At 52.2% G+C, this 17,803-nt stretch carries 10 protein-coding genes; 5 read left to right on the forward strand and 5 right to left on the reverse strand.

Annotation, left to right across the window (positions count from 1 at the left end; all coding sequences use genetic code 11):
- Window positions 1–63 precede the first annotated feature (63 nt).
- The 3 genes from HUU59_04150 (at window position 64) to HUU59_04160 (ending at window position 7,248) form a co-directional block, all read left to right on the forward strand.
- Entirely contained in the window at window positions 64–2,130 is a 2,067-nt protein-coding gene (locus HUU59_04150) for a choice-of-anchor D domain-containing protein (protein ID NUO18619.1), read from the forward strand.
- A 147-nt stretch (window positions 2,131–2,277) separates the two neighbouring features.
- Window positions 2,278–5,601 carry a PDZ domain-containing protein gene (locus HUU59_04155; GenBank protein ID NUO18620.1) on the forward strand — a complete coding sequence of 1,108 codons (3,324 nt, stop codon included), beginning with the start codon at window positions 2,278–2,280 and terminating at the stop codon, window positions 5,599–5,601.
- Window positions 5,602–5,898: 297 nt separating this feature from the next.
- Window positions 5,899–7,248 carry a hypothetical protein gene (locus tag HUU59_04160; protein NUO18621.1) on the forward strand — a complete coding sequence of 450 codons (1,350 nt, stop codon included), beginning with the start codon at window positions 5,899–5,901 and terminating at the stop codon, window positions 7,246–7,248.
- A 363-nt stretch (window positions 7,249–7,611) separates the two neighbouring features.
- Here the strand turns inward: HUU59_04160 and HUU59_04165 are convergent, their stop codons facing one another.
- The 5 genes from HUU59_04165 to HUU59_04185 all read right to left on the reverse strand — a co-directional run bounded on the left by HUU59_04165 (window position 7,612) and on the right by HUU59_04185 (window position 11,569).
- Complete coding sequence (locus HUU59_04165; protein ID NUO18622.1) at window positions 7,612–8,994, reverse strand: sigma-54-dependent Fis family transcriptional regulator; 1,383 nt, start codon at window positions 8,992–8,994, stop codon at window positions 7,612–7,614.
- A 4-nt stretch (window positions 8,995–8,998) separates the two neighbouring features.
- Window positions 8,999–10,768 carry a hypothetical protein gene (locus HUU59_04170; protein ID NUO18623.1) on the reverse strand — a complete coding sequence of 590 codons (1,770 nt, stop codon included), beginning with the start codon at window positions 10,766–10,768 and terminating at the stop codon, window positions 8,999–9,001.
- Between the two features lie 88 nt (window positions 10,769–10,856).
- The gene (gene rpmG / locus HUU59_04175; GenBank protein ID NUO18624.1) at window positions 10,857–11,042 is read right to left on the reverse strand and encodes a 50S ribosomal protein L33; all 186 of its coding nucleotides are present in this window, start codon (window positions 11,040–11,042) and stop codon (window positions 10,857–10,859) included.
- A gap of 11 nt (window positions 11,043–11,053) precedes the next feature.
- Complete coding sequence (rpmB, locus tag HUU59_04180) at window positions 11,054–11,314, reverse strand: 50S ribosomal protein L28 (protein ID NUO18625.1); 261 nt, start codon at window positions 11,312–11,314, stop codon at window positions 11,054–11,056.
- Window positions 11,315–11,350: 36 nt separating this feature from the next.
- Window positions 11,351–11,569, reverse strand: a complete 219-nt coding sequence (locus HUU59_04185) for a 30S ribosomal protein S18 (GenBank protein ID NUO18626.1) — start codon at window positions 11,567–11,569, stop codon at window positions 11,351–11,353.
- A 645-nt stretch (window positions 11,570–12,214) separates the two neighbouring features.
- On the opposite strand from HUU59_04185, the gene HUU59_04190 reads away from it, so the two are divergent.
- Both HUU59_04190 and ggt read left to right on the forward strand, forming a co-directional pair.
- Window positions 12,215–15,847: a vitamin B12-dependent ribonucleotide reductase gene (locus HUU59_04190; GenBank protein NUO18627.1), complete on the forward strand. Its 3,633-nt coding sequence runs from the start codon at window positions 12,215–12,217 to the stop codon at window positions 15,845–15,847.
- A 197-nt stretch (window positions 15,848–16,044) separates the two neighbouring features.
- The gene (gene ggt, locus HUU59_04195; GenBank protein ID NUO18628.1) at window positions 16,045–17,799 is read left to right on the forward strand and encodes a gamma-glutamyltransferase; all 1,755 of its coding nucleotides are present in this window, start codon (window positions 16,045–16,047) and stop codon (window positions 17,797–17,799) included.
- Window positions 17,800–17,803 lie beyond the last annotated feature (4 nt).

The raw sequence follows: 17,803 nt of genomic DNA on the forward strand, positions 1-17,803 counted from the left end.
TTAGGTGGTTTTGTCCCGGAAACTATTGAAATGTTTGTAGATACACCAATTTGGAGGAAACCCATGCGTTGGACCCACTGGCTCCTGCTCCTCTGCCTGACAACTGCGATGTCCGCCATGGCCTCGGACAACGTGGCTTTGGTCTGGCCGAGTGACATGAACAACCGCACCGTATCGAACGGCGCGCTCGATGATCCCCAGCCGGATACCCTGTTGTACGACAACAACTCCCCGGCAGCCCTGAACACGGGCACAAATTACTGGTGCCGTGTGCGCTTTACTGCACCGGTCGACTTTGCTGTCATTAGCGCTTACTGCTATACCATTGACGGCGAGACTTCCCCAGCTCCTTGTTCTTTATTTGTTTACACGTCAACGCCCGCACCGGGTGGAGAACAGGCTTGGGCTCGGGCAGCGGCACCGCTGCCGGATTTCGGATGGTTTGACGTGAATTTCAACGATACCGTTAATGTAGTCGGTGGTACTGATTTTTGGGTCGTATTTGGCCCGGTTCCTGGCGGACCGCAGTTTGATACAAATTGGAATCCTGTATGGGATAACGGAGCGACTGGAAACCGGTCAGGCTTGTCCACTCAGGGCAAATTCGGTAACTACTCAAACGTAGCTGGTGACTTCTTGCTGCGTATCGGTGGAATTTCCGGCGGCGTATTTACTGACCTGTCCGCTGGCGATTTGTCGAATGAAGTTGCCGGTGAAACATCCTACAATTTCTTGCCTGGCGAGTCTGTGTTCTTTACACAGGAGTTTGACAACATTGGAACCCAAGACATTGAGGCATACGTAGGCGAGTTGACGGTTAGAGGTCCTTCCGGAACGACAGTGTTTTCCGAGGATCTTCTTGGCAGTGAACTTGACGCCGAGGCCTCCGCGTCCTTGACAACCGGCACCCCGTTTGTTCCAACCGAGGAAGGCGAATACCTTGCCCGTTGCGTTGCGCTGGCTGGCGGCGATAACAATCTCGAAAACGATACAACTTGGCTGCGTTTCTTTGTTGGCGGAAACAACCGCTGGTACCTGTACGACGACAATGATGATGCGGACACATATCTTGGTTTTTCGACCGGTTCAGGCTGGGCGCTTAAGTTTAAGCCCGCGGAATACCCGGCGTCAATAACAAGAATTCGCATTAACGTCGGCGGCAATGCCAATGGCGATTTCCGCATCTGGATGAATGATAATCAGGAATTGCCGACAGGAACGCCAGTATGGACAGGGACTCCTGCCGTTGTCACTGGCTGGAACGAAATCACCGTAAATCCGCCTGTGCTTGTTTTTGAAGGACAGTCCGTGACATTGGGCTATCTCTTCCAGACTGGCGCACCGATGGGATTTGACGACAACCCGCCGAACGCTGCTCAGAACGCCGCGATGGGACTTCTCGCCCTGCAGATTGCCAACAACGGCGGTCAGTTCTTCGAAGATGACGGTGGCAACCTGTGCATGCAAGTGTTCTTTGACACAACGTCGGCTACTCCGCCGTTCCCAGTCATTGATACCGACCGCGACACCGTGAATTTCGGTGCCGTTCATCCTGCTGCCCCGCCGGTTGAGCAAACCTTGACCATTTTCAACAATGGTGGTCAGGATGCCCTGAACGTGACCGGTATTACGATTACGCCGAATGCGGTCGCGCCGGCCTATCAGATTACTCCGACTACATTCTCGGTGGCTGCGGGCCAAAGCCGTGACATCACGATCAGATTCGATCCGCTGATTCACCGTGCATGGAACGGAATCATCACCATCAACAGCAACGCTGGCAATAATCCGGCGTTCCCGGTGATCTTACGTGGTCAGGGTGACACGACGGTTTCGGCTTCTCGTGAGCACAATATGCCCTTGCCGACTGAGTTCTCGTTGAACCAGAACTATCCGAACCCGTTCAACCCGACGACGGATATTCAGTTCTCGCTTCCGGTGCAGGCAAATGTTCGCTTGAGCGTGGTCAACATGCTGGGCCAGGAAGTGGCTGTGTTAGCAAATGGTTACCACGCGGCCGGGGTTTATACGGCCACATTTGATGCCGCCGCTCTTCCGTCCGGACTGTACTTCTACCGCATGGATGCGGGTGACTTCACGTCTGTTCGTAAGATGATGCTGCTTAAGTAAATCTATGCAACAAATCATGGCCCCCGGAGTCTATTACTTCGGGGGCCATTTTGTTCGCGTCCCTTCAGAATCCACCCGGAGTCATCTTCGGTTTGCCCCTCCACAACCCCATTTTGGAACCTATCCTGTAGTTTTTAAGGAACCCGCATGAAACTACTTATTTCAAGCCTTGCCCTATTAGCTTTGGGTCTGACCAGCGCAATTGCCTCGACTGAAGACGGATACTATCGCTGGCCAACTGCTCACGGCAATCACGTCGCCTTTATTGCCGACAATGATTTGTGGGTCGCTCCGCTCAGCGGAGGTAATGCCCGCCGGTTGACTTCAGCCGCCGGTGAGGAACGATTTGCCATGTTCTCCCCGGACGGGAAATGGATTGCCTTCAGCGGCAATTACGACGGTAATATTGATGTCTATCTAATCTCTCCGGAGGGCGGGGAGCCGCGCCGCCTTACTTACCATCCGTCCGCAGACTATGTTGCAGCGTGGACCAATGATGGAAAAGTGGCCTATCGGAACTGGGCTGACAACGGAGCCGGCTACTGGCAGATGTTCATCGTCAATACTGAAGGTGAATGGCCGGTCAAGATGGATATTCCCGAAATCGCACACGTCACGTTCGAACCTGGCGGCGACCGTATTGCCTATACTCGGTTTTCCCTTGGTACACGCACCTGGAAGCGTTACAAGGGAGGCTGGGCGGAAGACATCTACGTAGGAAGTACAAAGGCACAGGATTACAAGAAGATTACCACATGGGAAGGCAATGACGCCACTCCTATGTGGTTTGATGGCAAGATTTTCTTTGTACGCAACGAAGATGACCGCGACAATCTCTGGTGCATGAATCCTGACGGCACCGGTCTGACAAGACTCACAGAACACCGTGAGTATGACGCGCGCTGGCCGAGTCTTTCTGACGGCAAGATTTGCTACACGGTTGGCGCGGACATTTATGTCTACGACATTGCCGCTGGTCAAACCCGGAAAATCGATGTGACCATGCCAAGTGAGCGATTGCTTTCTCGAGACAGGTTCATTTCGCCGGACGACTATACGAATGATTACGGACTTTCGCCCGATGGAAACCGCATTGTGCTAGGTGCACGAGGCGAGCTGTTTACCGCGTCCACTGAGCGCCGAGGCGTTGTGCTGCAGGCAACTGACTCTCCGGGAGAGCGTGAACGCGCGCCGTTTTACAGCAAGGATGGAAAGGAGATCTTTGCGTGGACGGATCGCGAAGGTGAGCAAACCTTGTGGGCATTTCCGGCTGACAGCAAAGGAAAGCCGCGCAAAGTAGGCCCGGGACCGTCGACCTACAACTTCGGCATTGAAATGTCACCTGACGGTGAGTGGGGCGTTTGCGGAAACAAGGATCGGACTCTTGCGCTCATTAATCTGAAAACCGGCGCGACATCTGTTGTAGATTCATCGGATTGGGAAATCTATTCGTATGACTGGTCACCTGATTCAAGATTCATTGCATACGCTGTCACTCTGCCAAACAAGTTTGGCGGCGTCAAGATTTACGATATGAAGGAAAAGAAGTCGCATCTGGTTACTGACCCGATGTTTGACAGCGGATCGCCCTCGTGGGATCCGGAAGGAAAATGGCTGTACTTTTCGTCGCGTCGCCATCACAACGCCTTTAATGGAGAGAACGATTGGTCTTTTATCACTCTAAATACAAGTCAACTTTTTGGACTTGCATTGACGAAAGACACAAAGAGTCCCTATCTCTTTGAAGACAATACGATTGAGTCCGCAGGCAAGAAGGACGGTGACAAGAAGGACGACGAAGAAGATGAAAAGGATAAGAAGGATAAGAAGGGGGACAAGAAGGATGATGACAAAGAGGACAAGAAGGTCGAGGTGAAAATCGACTGGGATGGGCTTGTCGATCGCATCGTACTGATACCCGTGAAAGCTGGCCGCTACGGTGGTCTTGGCGCAGTTGACGGCAAGATCTATTATTTTGCAATGGATGCTCGCGGTTGGAAAAATGAAAACCACGGCGATGACGACCCAGGAATTGCATTGCATTGCTACGACATCAAGAAAAAGAAGGACCATACCGTCGCCGATGGCGCGCGAGGATACATGTTTTCTCTTGATCGCAAGAAGATGGCTATTCGCACGAAAGACGGGTTTTCAATTATTAGCGCGGGTGACACCGAATTGCCCGAACCTGATAAAGACGACAAGGACAAGGGTCTGAAGCTTGATGAGTGGACACACGACATTGATCCTCGATCAGAGTGGCGGCAAATCTATTGGGAAGCCTGGCGCAATCAGCGCGACTTTTTCTATGACCCGAACTTGCACGGCATAGATTGGAAGAAGGAAGGCGAGCGGTATGCGAAACTCATCGACAGGATTACAACACGTGACGAGCTGAATGATATCCTTGGACAGCTCTTTGGTGAACTCAACGCAGGTCACGCATACATTTTCGGCGGTGACAGAGAACGCTCCAAGAGCATCGGAGTTGGCTTGCTCGGAATTGACGTGACACGCACGAACGATGGATTTTACCGCATTGACAGGATTCTTGCTCCCGATCCGTGGGATAGCAAGCGTACAAGCCCGCTTTCTGCCGTTGGACTGAACGTTAAGGCAGGCGAGTACTTGGTCGCGATTGACCGGAAACCGGTAAACTCTGTGCCCAACTATCTCGAACTTCTGGCTAATAAGTCAGGCAAGCTGGTCATGGTCTCAGTAAATGACAAGCCGTCGCTTGACGGAGCACGGGAGTTTGTTGTTAAGACGCTGAGCGACGAAGGTGATCTTCGTTACTGGGAGTGGGTGGAAAGCCGCATGGAATACGTCAGGAAGAATGGCGGTGACGACATTGCTTACCTGCATCTCTCGGACATGGGCGGTGCGGGAATGGAGCAATTCATGCGTGAATACTACCCGCAGGTGTACGGCGGTAAAAAGGCGTTTATCTTCGATGTCAGAAACAACGGTGGCGGCAATATTGCCCGGTGGATTCTGACTCAGCTTGATCGCGAAATCTGGACTTGGGGCATAGCACGGAACGGCTCACAGGATCATGATCCATGGTCGCAATTCCAAGGGCATATGATTGCTCTCTGTGATGAACAGACCGGTTCAGATGGTGAGACTTTCTCAGAGGGCTGGAAGCGCTTGGAACTGGGTCCTCTGGTTGGCAAACGGACATGGGGCGGATGGGTCGGTATTCGCGGCGGCAAGCCCTTCGTGGACGGCGGTGCCGCGACTCAGCCGGAATTCACGGGTTGGGGTGAGGATGGAAAGTGGTTGATCGAAGGTCCTGGCGTGACTCCTGATGTGGAGGTTGACCAGGTAGTCAAGAACCAGATCAAAGGAATCGACGATCAGCTCGATTATGCGATAAAGTGGTGCCGCCAGAAAATCAAGGAAGATCCTCGGAACGATGTGCCGCGTCCTGACTTCCCGATTAAGCGGCCTACAGGTCCGTTGAAATAGTCGAAGTGCATCGATGTTGTGTAAAGGGCGGCCTGTGCCGCCCTTTACTTGTTTTGCGCGCATCAAACGGGTCAATTCACGTTAATGCAAATTCAAACTGCTATGTGACAAACACGCATTCCGTGTTCAATCTGAGGAGACAGCATTCTTCTCAAAAAGCATGCAAAGTCAATATGTGAGCGGATTTGACATTCAAACCTCACTAAACGACCGCTTGCAATTCGGTCAGTTTGCGCTAAATTGCTGATCTACACTGATAGTGTAAAACGACCATCAAAAAATTGCATGAGGTGCTGCATGCGGAACAAGTTATTTATCGCGGTTCTCATGGTAGCGGCCGTCCTTTGGCTCGGCTGCCCAGAAGATGACAACGACACTCCCGAACCGGCCCAGACTGAAGACAATGCGAGCGGAACGGTCACAACAACTACGTCAGGAACTATTGAAACGGAATTGGGCGCGCGAATTGTTGTGCCGATTGGCGCCGTGCCCCCACTCGAGAATGGCAATCCGGGCGCCATGGTGTTCTCGATTGAGAAGAATAACAGCATAAATGTTACTCCGCCGAGCGGAGAAAACGTCGTCTCCGACATCTACCAGTTTGGACCGGAAGGGTTCACTTTCGCACGACCGGTCGAAGTTGCCGTCCCTGTCCCGGGCGACGGAGATCCGGGCGAGCTAAGCCTTTGGAGAAGAAACCCGACTACTGGCATTCCAGAGTACTTCAGCTCGGAGTACGATCCGGCGACAAGAACGGTCAAGGCGCAAACCTATACACTCTCACCCTGGTTCATTTCCAGTCGGCAGATTGAGGATGATGCATCCGGGTGTGTTCACGTTACGAACACCGGTAGTTCCTGGCTCTACATTTGTGTCGAGACCTATCAGCTTGAATATCCGGCCCAAACCGAGTGGATTCCGGAAGCAGGACAGGGAGTTCTGTATGCGCCATTTGGCACTATCGGATGGACGCATTCCGGGAATTGGTATTTGCCGCAGGGAACCTATACTTTCTGTTTGCAGCGGGAGAGCAGCATTAATCCCGGAGAATACTCCCATCGTATCACAGAACCCATCACAATTTCTAATGCATGGCACTACAGCTCGCCGGACTGTGCCGAACTCTCCTCTGGAGACTTTGTCACAGCCGATCCGGGACGGTGCGGTTGCATACCAGAGCCCACATCTTCAGTGGGTACCGGAGACATTCAAGTGACTTTGACATGGTACAACGAGAATTCACTTGACCTGGATCTCTGGGTACAGGATCCGAATGAAGAGTGGTGCTATTACGGCAATGGGCAGGCTCCAAACGTGACATCTTCCGGCGGCCAGCTCGATCGGGACAACTTGTGCGGAAACTATGAGAACGGAAGACCCGAGAATATCTATTGGACAACCACACCGCCGGCTGGGCAGTACATTGTTGCGGTAGATTGGTTCTCAGACTGTGGAAATGACTTGGGGAGCCAATCCATTAACGTTCGGACAGTGGTGCGCGGTGTAACCCGTACATTCAACACCTCGATCGCGCCCGATGAACAGATGAAGGAGATCACACGGTTCTCGATATCAGGCACGACCGTAAACTTCCTGCCTCCGCAGACGGATTACCGGCATGAAGTAGTGCGCGCCGCAAAGAATTGACATTTATCGCATCATAAGAGTGATGCCGATGATTGGACATCGGGCCAAACCATGCAGAAAATCCCCCGGCACTATTGTGTCGGGGGATTTCATTGAAAACGTCAGCGAAGGACAGCCTGGGGAAACGCAACCTCCGCTGGCAGACGATGCTGCTATTTAATTGACGGCGTCAAGTCTCGCGCCAGCACTTGGCCATCAGCAGCTTCGATTTTACAAAAGCCATGATAACAAGAGCTGTGCCACAACGATCCATCAATCTTGAAACAGTATTAACAAGCATTTATAAAGTAAAGAATGTCAGAAGTCTCAAGCTAAATGTGAGTCTGAGTTCCCAATCGGAACTGACTCTCCCGCATTAACCTCTCATTTGAAATCTTCCTTTTTCAAATCGTACAGTTTCATCTTCTCAAAGACCGTCCTCCGGTCAATCCCGGCATGTTCAGCGGTCTTTGAGACACTACCCGAGTAACGGGCAAGCAATGCGCAAAGGTATTGTCTTTCAATTCGCTCTGTCTCCTCTCGCAGAACCTCACGCAACGGTTTATTGGCGGTAAGTGCCGGGATCGGAGATGCCATTGGGGCTTGCATAATTTCGATCTTGGAAACTTCGTCAGTGTCTGATAAGACAGCGGCTCGTTCAATGGCGTTTTGAAGCTCGCGGATGTTACCCGGCCACTGATGGCCGAGGATGGTACGCCACGCCTCCGGGCCGAACCGCATGCCCGGTTTGCCAAGTCTCCTGGTTACTTCAGTCAGAAAGTGAACTGACAGGAGTTCAATGTCTTCTGTGCGGACTCTGAGCGGCGGTATAGTGATCGGTACAACATTTAACCGATAAAACAAATCCTCGCGAAATCTGCCGGACTTTACTTGGTTGACGAGGTCGTGATTCGTCGCAGTAATCAATCGCACGTCCACGCTTATGGTCTGAGATCCTCCAACCCGTTGGAATTTTCGGGTTTGGACTACGTCGAGAAGTTTCGTCTGCAATTCAGTAGTGAGCTCTCCGATTTCATCAAGGAACAATGTTCCGCTGTCCGCAAGCTCAAACCGTCCGATACGGCGTTCAATTGCGCCGGTGAATGCACCCTTCTCGTGGCCAAACAACTCGCTTTCAAGGAGAGTGGGCGTCAGCGCTGCGCAATTTACGCTTACGAATGGAGCCCTCGATCTCGGGGAATTCGCATGAATCGCTTGTGCCAGCAGACTCTTTCCGGTACCGGTTTCTCCAAGAATCAGAACTGTCACGTCGCTGGCTGCGACTTTTCTTGCAAGAATAAAAACGTCTTCCATGGTACGGCTCCTGCCGAGCATATCATGGAAACTCGCACTCGCGGCTAATGAATTCTGTAAAAGTTCGAGTTCAGTTCGTTGTCGCTCCTGTTCTATCGCCCTGCGTAACTTGAGGCGCAGTTCGTCAGCGCTGAACGGCTTCGTAACGTAGTCAATGGCACCGGCTTTCATCGCTTGAATTGCCGAGTCTATCGAACCGTGTCCGGTCACCATTATGATTGGAACGCGAGGGTCAATGTCTTTCAGTTTCTGCAGCAGTTCCAGGCCGCTCATTCCCTGCATGACCAAGTCACAGAGCACGCCGTCAAATCTGATCTCAGCAAATCGGGCAAGCGCTGCTTCGCCGTTTACCGCCGTTTCAATCGTGCCGAACTCGTCTTCGAGCAGTTTCGACGTGGACTTGCGAAAGGCGAGATCATCGTCGACCAGAAGGATTTTCATTGGTCGTTTCATGACATCATTCCTCATTTACAATATGCGCAGGCCGCACAGGCAGTTTGATGATAAAAGTGGAGCCCTGTCCGGGAGTAGATTCGACTTCAATGAATCCGCCGTGCTGCCTGATTATTCGATAGCATACGAACAGACCTAGCCCCACGCCCGCGACTTCTGATTTGGTCGTGAAGAAAGCGTCGAAGATTTTCTCGCGAGTCCCCTCGTCCATACCGATTCCTGAGTCAGCAAGCTGCAGCACAATGTGCTCGTTTTCGCCCCGTGTCGAGACCTCTATTTTGCCGCCGTTTGGCATAGCATCCATCGAGTTCAGTAGCAGATTTAGCACGACCTGTTTGATTTGATCGGCATCGATCCAAGCCTGCGGCGAATCCGCGCCGAAGTTGCGAAGAACTGTGATTCGCCTGCTGGAAAGCTGAGAAGCAGACACTCGCAATACGCTTTCAATGACAGTATGCAGGTCTTCGCGCCGAAACTCCTCTTTTGCCGGTCTGTGAAAGTCCAGCAACTGTCGTGTAAGTTTTGCCATCCTGCCAACCTCATCACGGATAAGCTGGACATACTCCATCGCTTCGTCTTCTTTCACACGCGATCTGCCCAGAACCTCAACGCAGTTCTGAATGTTGCAAATTGGATTGTTCAGCTCATGAGAAAGCTGAGCAGAGAGTCTTCCGACAGTACTGAATTTCTCGGATTGAATCAGCTGCCTTTGAGTTTGCTGCAACTCCGACATCTGCTCGGCAAGCTTCAAATTAAGTGCCGCCAGTTCCTGTTGCCGTTCCTTGAGACTGCTTCGCATTGTTTCAAATCGCTTGGTAAGGCTGCCAACCTCATCATTCCCGAAGTTTCGAAGCGGAGGGTCATCCTCTTCGCTCTCCAGCGCGGCTGCGGCCAGGTCCAGCGCTCTTACACGCTTAACGACATTCGCGACTCCTAACCCTGCAAGCACGGTCATGAGTAGCACGATGATTCCCGCGAGTGCTCCGACACTTGACTCGATTTCATCGAGAATATCCAATTCCGGAGCTAAATCGCGAACAAGCAGAACACACAAGTCCGGAGACGGGCCGCCGGGAAGACCTTCACACATGACAAGCATCTCCTGATCAGCGATCGTCATTTCCAAGGGTCGGACTGCTGCCGCCATGTCCCACGGCAGCGAGGTCATCAACGGCTTCACAAAACTCGAATCCAAACTTACAAACAGGAATTCCTTGCCTGTGAAAACCGCCATTTTGCTTCGCGTAATATCGGACAAACCCTCGAGCCAGCGAGCATCAAGCCGCTTCCCGACAAACACACGCTTGGCTCTGTCCTGCGGCAGAACAGCTGATGCGACCTGGTAAAGGTACATGTCGTCGTGTTGGAATCGAAGTCCGGTCAATCTGAAGAATACCGAATCGGACTCGGTGTCTTCACCGCTTCGAATAGCGCGCATCAAGACGTTGCCTGTGCTGTCTTCAATCTGAATCAAGTCAAGCATGGCCAGGTCAAGATAGGTCTGACCCCATTCCTCTGAGCTTTCGCCCGGGTGCCGCAAGTTTGCGATAGACAGGTATTCCGCATGATTGACCGCCACGGCATGCAGGAATTCCTGCTGTTGATCGAGCAATTGCCTTACCACACGCTGGCTGGTAACAAGTTCCTCTCCGACCGTTTTAAGCACTCGTGAAGTGACCGTCTTCTGGAAGACGAAGAGGCTCACTGCGGTCAGTATTGAACCCGTAATCAAAGTGAGAAGTACCGCTCTGATCAGAAGTGGAGATTTATGCATCTAACGCTCCGGGCAATAGAAAAGGGCCAACAACTGTCGGCCCCTCAAGGTGTTTGCAAGCATGCTGAATTCGAGTTCGTAAACCGGACTACCGAACTTCGCGGTGCAGAGTCATCTTCCGAAGATTCGGATTGTACTTCATCAGCTCAAGCCTGTCAGGAGTATTCTTACGATTCTTCATCGTGCTGTAACGGCTTGGCGTTAACCCCTGACCGCGGGATTCCGTGCATTCCAGGGTAACGATGATACGGCCTTCTTTTGCTTTCTTTGCCATGTGAAAACTCCCTATGCGTGGCTATGATCGTGTGAATGCAGGGCGTTGTGCAACTCGATCTGCTTACGCCATTCCGTCGGCAAGCCGTTCTTGGTAAGCGTCTTCAACCCGCGTGCGGAAACCCGTACCCGTACCCACGTGCCGGTCGCTTCATCAAAGAATCGCTTTGTGCGGAGATTCGGATATTGCCACTTCCGCGATTTATTGTTCGCGTGGCTGACGTTGTGTGCCTTGTGGCGACCTCGTCCAGTAATCGGGCAAACTCGTGACATGTTCTATTCTCAGTTGGGCGGCGCTAAGGCCTGGGTTTAGAATGCTTCGGCCTCTTGGACAAACGGCAGCAAGGCAATGTGGCGCGCGCGCTTAATTGCCAAAGTCATCAGCCGTTGTTCTTGTCGGTCAAGGCGGGTAAGGCGGCGAGGCAGGATACGTCCGTTTGCGCCGATAAATCTTTGCAGCAGCTTGATATCTTTATAATCAATGTGCTTTATCCCGTGCTCTTCCAAATAGGACGGCTTACGGGCCATGCCTGTCCGGATACGGGTCGCACTGTTGCTGCTGTTTCTTTGGCGAGGTTTCTGAAATGCCATAAATCTGTCGAAAATTTGGTGTTGTGCCATTTCGGCGTAAGCCTCAAAATATAGCAGATGGGAATCCCAATGTCAAGCCCAAAACAGGGATTTTGTTGTTAGTTGGAGGCAGGGACTTTCTAATTTTTCATCATTGAGTTGTTGCACATTTGGACAAATGTGCGTATATTTGAGAGGCCATATGGAAATCTAACTTGACGGAAGAGGCCTGCTCGCATGTACAACAAGCTCTTATTCTGCAACATTTTAATTCTTGAATTCGTGCAAACGACAGAAAAGCCTCATTTTACCGACTCCTCATTGTTATCTCATTGTTTATACTCATTCAAATTGGGAAACTCTTGGATTATTTACATTTGAAATGTGGATAAATTCTTCAAAATGAATGTATAGTCACTTGACTACCGGCACCGACCCCGCTATATTACCGCCCCAACAACGCACCACCAGATGTTGTGGTATTTTAGTTCTAGATGTGTAGATACGGTATAATGAGATGGATGAAGAGGCATGTGTCGATGGTACTTGGGTGTGATGGGAGTTGTTTGACAGGGAATCCAAATTAGTACCAGGGAGCAGGTTTTGAAATTCACTCGCCACTATACACGTGAAGGCCAGGATGTCTATGCAGACTTGCGCTTCACAACCTGGGCGTCCAAGCTGACGTCGCCAGAGGGAAAAGTCCTGTTCGAAGCAAGGGACATTTACGCGCCCGAAAGCTGGTCGCAGGTGGCCGTTGATGTGCTCGCCCAGAAATATCTGCGCAAAGCGGGCGTACCAATGGCCTCCCGGCCGGTTTGGGAGCAGGGTGTCCCGGAATGGTTGCTTCGTCACGAGCCGGACTGGTCTGTTCTGGACAAAATGCCCGAGCCGTCCCGCTTTGGCGGAGAACGCGATTCTCGACAGGTCTTCCGTCGGCTGGCAGGCTGCTGGACCTATTGGGGTTGGCAGTCGGGATACTTTGATAGCGAACATGATGCTCGCGTGTTTTTCGATGAACTCCAATATATGCTCGCCGCCCAGATCTGCGCGCCGAACAGCCCGCAATGGTTCAATACAGGGTTGTATTGGGCTTATTCAATTGAGGGCCGGTCGCAGGGGCATTACTTTGTCAACCCAAAGACAAATGAATTGGAGAGGTCCAGAAACGCCTACGAGCGGCCCCAACCGCACGCCTGCTTTATCCAGTCAGTTGATGACGATCTGGTCAATGAGGGCGGCATCATGGACCTTTGGGTACGAGAAGCCCGGCTTTTCAAATACGGCTCAGGCACCGGCACGAATTTCTCCAAAGTCCGTGGTGAGGAAGAAGGCCTTTCCGGCGGCGGAGTTTCAAGCGGCCTGATGAGCTTTCTGAAAATAGGGGACAGGGCTGCGGGAGCCATCAAATCCGGCGGAACCACTCGCCGGGCGGCGAAAATGGTCTGTCTCGATGCCGACCACCCTGACATTGAAGAGTTCGTTCATTGGAAGGTGGTCGAAGAACAGAAAGTCGCCGCTCTCGTTGCCGGTTCAAGGATCTGCGAGGCGCGTTTGAATGAAATATTGAGCGCTGCCCACGATCTAAGCGTTCCGACGGACTCCCGTTTGAACCCGAAATTGAATGCCAAGCTTCGCAATGCGATTCTTCGTGCTCGGCGCGATTTCATTCCGGATCCCTATATACATCGCACGCTGCAATTCGCGTCGCAGGGCTACACTGAGATGCGGATCGATACGTATGATACCGACTGGAATAATGCGGCGTACCAGACGGTCAGCGGCCAGAACTCCAACAACTCAGTTCGCCTGAACAACAAGTTCATGAAGGCGGTTGAGCGCGATGACAAATGGGAGCTCAAGGCGCGTACGGACGGTCGTGTAACCAAAACCCTCCGGGCGCGCGACCTCTGGAACGAAATCGCCGAGGCCGCATGGGCAAGCGCGGATCCCGGAATTCAGTACGATACAACGATTAACGAATGGAACACGTGCCCGCTGGATGGGAGAATTGATGCCAGCAATCCGTGTTCTGAGTATATGTTCCTTGACGACACAGCCTGCAACTTGGCCAGCCTGAACTTGATGAAATTCATCGACACGTCAAAGAACTTGTATGACGTTGATTCGTACCGTCATGCAATCCGGCTGTGGACCGTTGTGCTTGACATTTCGGTTGAAATGGCGCAGTTTCCCTCGCAGAATATCGCGCGCAGGTCATATGAGTATCGCACGCTGGGGCTTGGCTATGCGAATCTGGGCACGCTTGCCATGGTCATGGGTCTGGCTTACGATAGCGCGGAAGCGCGGGCATGGTGTGCGGCGCTTACAGCAATTCTCACGGGAGAGTCTTATCGCACGTCTGCAGAAATGGCCGGACAATTGGGGGCCTTCCCGGCTTACAGTCGTAATCATGAGCAGATGCTCAGAGTCATTCGCAATCACAGACGCGCGGCCTACGGCGGCACTCTGGATGGTTATGAAGGTCTGACCGTTCCGCCTCAGCCCCTGGACGTTGCGCATTGCCCTGATTATCTTGCCGATTCCGCCCGTGATGTCTGGGATGAAGCGCTGGCAATGGGTGTTCAGAATGGCTATCGCAATGCACAAGCAACGGTAATTGCGCCGACCGGTACCATAGGACTAGTAATGGACTGCGATACCACCGGTATCGAACCTGACTTCGCTCTTGTGAAGTACAAGAAATTGGCCGGCGGTGGTTACTTCCGGATCATAAACAGCAGCGTCCCGATTGCGCTCGAAAACCTGGGATATGCCGAAGGTCAGATTAGGCAGATCACTCAGTACGTTTCCGGAACGAGCACGCTTGACGGGGCGCCGCACATAAATCGGGATACTCTCAGAGCGAAAGGGCTGCCCGAAGACGCTCTCGACCGCATTGAAACACAGCTCAAAGGCGCATTCAGCGTTAGTTTCGCGGTAACGCCTTGGGTCGTGGGTCAGGACATCGTCCGTGATAGATTAAAAATTTCCGATGAAGTTCTCGGAAATGCCGGCGGTGATTTACTGATCGCTCTCGGATTCAACAGAGAGCAGATTCGACTTGCAAATGACCATATTTGCGGTCGTATGACAATTGAAGGCGCTCCACATGTGAAGCCCGAGCACTTGCCGGTTTTCGACTGTGCCAATCAGTGCGGAGCGTATGGACAACGCTACATACAGCCGCTTGCGCATTTGAAGATGATGGCCGCCGCACAGCCTTTCATCAGTGGCGCAATTTCCAAGACCATAAACCTTCCCCGCCACGCATCCGTGGAGAACATAAAGGATGCGTATTACCAAAGTTGGCGGATGATGCTCAAAGCCGTTGCCCTGTATCGCGACGGATCAAAATTGTCTCAGCCGCTCAACTCTACGGCGGACGATTTCGGCATTGCGTCACTCGGGCTGGAAGAGGGTGCCCAGTTTGAACATGGGCACGTCGGACAAGCAGTCGAACGCATAATCTACGAAACGCGCCGTCGTCGACTTCCCGATCGCCGCAGGGGATACACTCAAAAGGCGCGCATCGGCGGACACAAGATATACTTGCGAACCGGCGACTACGAGGACGGCTCGCTGGGTGAAATTTTCCTCGACATGCATAAGGAGGGTGCATCGTTTCGCAGCCTGATGAACTGTTTCGCGATTGCAGTCAGCCTGGGTCTGCAGCACGGCGTTCCTCTTGATGAATACGTCGACGCTTTTGTGTTTACCCGGTTTGAACCAAACGGTCCGGTGGGTGGAAACGATCATATTAAGTATGCGACGTCTGTAATTGACTACGTGTTCCGTGAGCTGGCCATTTCCTATCTTGATCGTCACGATTTGGCACATGTTGTGGATGCCCATACCGAAACTTCCCGCAGCGACGCAATTAACGGCGCGAAGCGCTTGGACAGCGAAGCGGCGGTTGTCCCGATCGCACACGACACAATCGAGGAGAAAGCTGACCGTGAAGAAGAAATCGACTCGTTCCCAACAACTTCGACTTCTGCTGCTGCTCAAATTGCAGAACCTCGTGCACAAACTCAAACATCCCCGGCCTCCTATGCGGAAGTCGGAACAGCAAACGGGCGTGTAAATGGAAGCCAGAAGTCGCAGCTTATCGAACTCGCTCGCCGTCAGGGCTATGAAGGAGACGCATGTTCAGAGTGCGGCAGCTTCACGATGGTGCGCAATGGTACATGCTTGAAGTGTACGACCTGCGGTTCAACCAGCGGATGTAGCTAAACCTGAGTGCAAACAACGATTATTCAAACGTGGGCGGCCAAGTGTCGCCCACGTCTATTTTTATAATTTTCAAAATCTTAGAAAAACAGAATACAACGAAGGAGATTCGGTGACGACTACGAGTCCAGTTACCCCATAAATAGAAAGAAATGTTGTTTCCTTGACTTTAGCCAATGATTTTTGTTCATTTAAGTTCTATGAGAAATCTCAACTTAGCCTCTGCAACACATCGTTTCAGTAGCCATGTTCTTGGTACAGTACTGTGTGTGCTTTTGATCATTACTGCTTGTACCTCAACGAAGCCACTCGTCTCCGATACGCCTCTCCAACCTGCGCCGATTGACACAACATTTGTCCGGGCTGTCCCTGCGGTCTTTGATTCCGGAATTGTTGTTTGTGCGCATCCCTTGGCCGCAGCCGCTGGTCGGAAAGCTTTGGCCTCTGGTGGCAACGCGATGGATGCCGCACTTGCAGCTCTCGCTGTCCTGAATGTGGTGGAACCTCACGCCAGCGGCTTGGGCGGAGGAGGATTCGCTCTCTACTACGATAAGTCCGTTGACTCGGTGTACATGCTGGATTACCGTGAACGAGCCCCCAAGCGCATGAACCGAGCAGTGTACTTTCAAACTGAAGACACTTTGAAGCTCACTCAGCGGGCAGGCGGATCATCCGTCCTCGTTCCAGGCGCTCCTGCAGGGTGGCAGCAATTGCATCGCCGTTTCGGAACTCGGACACTTCCGGAATTATTCGTCGACGCGGTCGCTATCGCCGACACAGGTTACGAGATTTCTGAGAAGCAAGCCGCAATAATATTTGACTACGTCGAAGATCTGAACAAGGATTCGCTTCTATCAAACACATTTCTTGAGGCAGGACTTCCACCGGCAGCTGGATTTCGTATAAAGCAACCCAGATTGTCAGAGCTTCTGAACTTCCTGTCCAAGACGAGACTTGAGAATCTCTATTTTCCACCCTACTCAACTTATTTGGTCAAAGCCGCTCGTTCTCATGGCGGCCAGCTTACAGAGACGGACTTGAATAGCTATTCTCCGGTGGAACGTGAACCGCTTCGCTTGAGATATCGCGACTGGGAGATAGTCACAACATCTCCTCCTGCCGGTGGCGGTTTGATTATGCTCGAGACTCTGAAGCTACTTGAAGCATTTGACATAAAGTCAATGGGTCTGCTCACTCCAGAATATATTCACACCGTCGCAACTGCAATCAGGCAGGCTCGAACCGACGGCGCAGCATGGATTGGTGACCCTGATTTTGCTGCCGTTCCGGTGGCTGCTCTTTTGTCGTCTGACTATCTCAACGCAGTCCGCGATTCCATGCGGTCCGATTCTGTTCCCGCACGCATGACTCCAATGGATTCGCTGCGCGCGTTTGGTCCGGGCAACACGACTCATCTGGTCGTTGCAGATCAATTCGGGAATCTCGTTTCCATGACGCAATCCATCAACTACTTCTTTGGATCGGGCGTTATTGTTCCGGAATTGGGTCTTCTATTGAATAATCATTGCGCCGATTTTAACAGTGACACGACCAGTGTCAATCCGATTTCGCCGGCCCGTCGTCCCGTATCGAGCATGGCACCGACGATGGTATTCAAGAACGGCAAGCCGGTCCTGCTGATCGGAACTCCCGGAGGTCCACGCATTCCGGCTGCGTTGGTTCAAGTTATCCTTGCGGTTCTGGAGTTTGAGTTGCCGCTAAATGAAGCTCTGGACCTTCCGAGGTTCTTCCCAGCCGGTGTCAATCTTGTCTACGAGACCCGCCTTCCGCAATCGACACTTGACTCCCTCGCTTCGAAAGGATGGAAGCCCTACGCAACGGAGCCGATCAGCAACTACTTCGGCGGTGTTCAGGCTGTTCATTTCCCCCCGACAGACGCAACTATGATAGGCAGTTCTGACCCAAGACGCGACGGAGCGGCAGACGGAAACTGACCGA

The organism is bacterium (assembly GCA_013360195.1).
In the GTDB taxonomy this organism is placed as follows: Bacteria; Electryoneota; RPQS01; order RPQS01; family RPQS01; genus JABWCQ01.